Origin of the sequence: Flagellimonas halotolerans (assembly GCF_035818535.1) — a bacterium.
GTDB classification, from domain to species: domain Bacteria; phylum Bacteroidota; class Bacteroidia; order Flavobacteriales; family Flavobacteriaceae; genus Flagellimonas; species Flagellimonas halotolerans.
The window spans coordinates 1-395 of sequence record NZ_JAYKYV010000018.1; the positions used below are offsets into that span (position 1 = coordinate 1).

General features: G+C 46.6%; 1 protein-coding gene. It reads right to left on the reverse strand.

The window, feature by feature from the left end; genetic code table 11:
* Window positions 1–395, reverse strand: a 395-nt coding sequence (locus tag VM932_RS15240; RefSeq protein ID WP_326279899.1) for a T9SS type B sorting domain-containing protein, incomplete at both ends; no start/stop codon positions are given.

The following is a 395-nucleotide window of genomic DNA, read 5'->3' on the forward strand; positions in this document are numbered from 1 at the left end:
GTCCCCTAGGTCGATGACATATAGGTAGGAACCTGCGGGAAGTTTTTCACTTCTGTCCTTGTAGAAGCCTTCCCAGTTGTTTTTGTATGATCTGGTGGTCAATACCTCATGTCCCCATCGGTTATAGACTTTCACCACATTATTTGGATAGTTGTCTATCCCCGGTATGATCCAGGCATCGTTGTTTCCGTCGCCATTTGGTGTAAAGGCCTGGGCGGGGACCAAAGTAGGTGTTACCGGTGTATCTTCTTCTTCTGGAACAAAAAAGCTGGTATCGTCCAACGGATCTGTATTGTTTGTCAGTTCATTCTCATCCGAATCCCCATCGTTGTCATCATCGGTATCGGAGTTATTGCCAATTCCGTCACCATCCGTGTCGGTATTCTCGGTTTCAT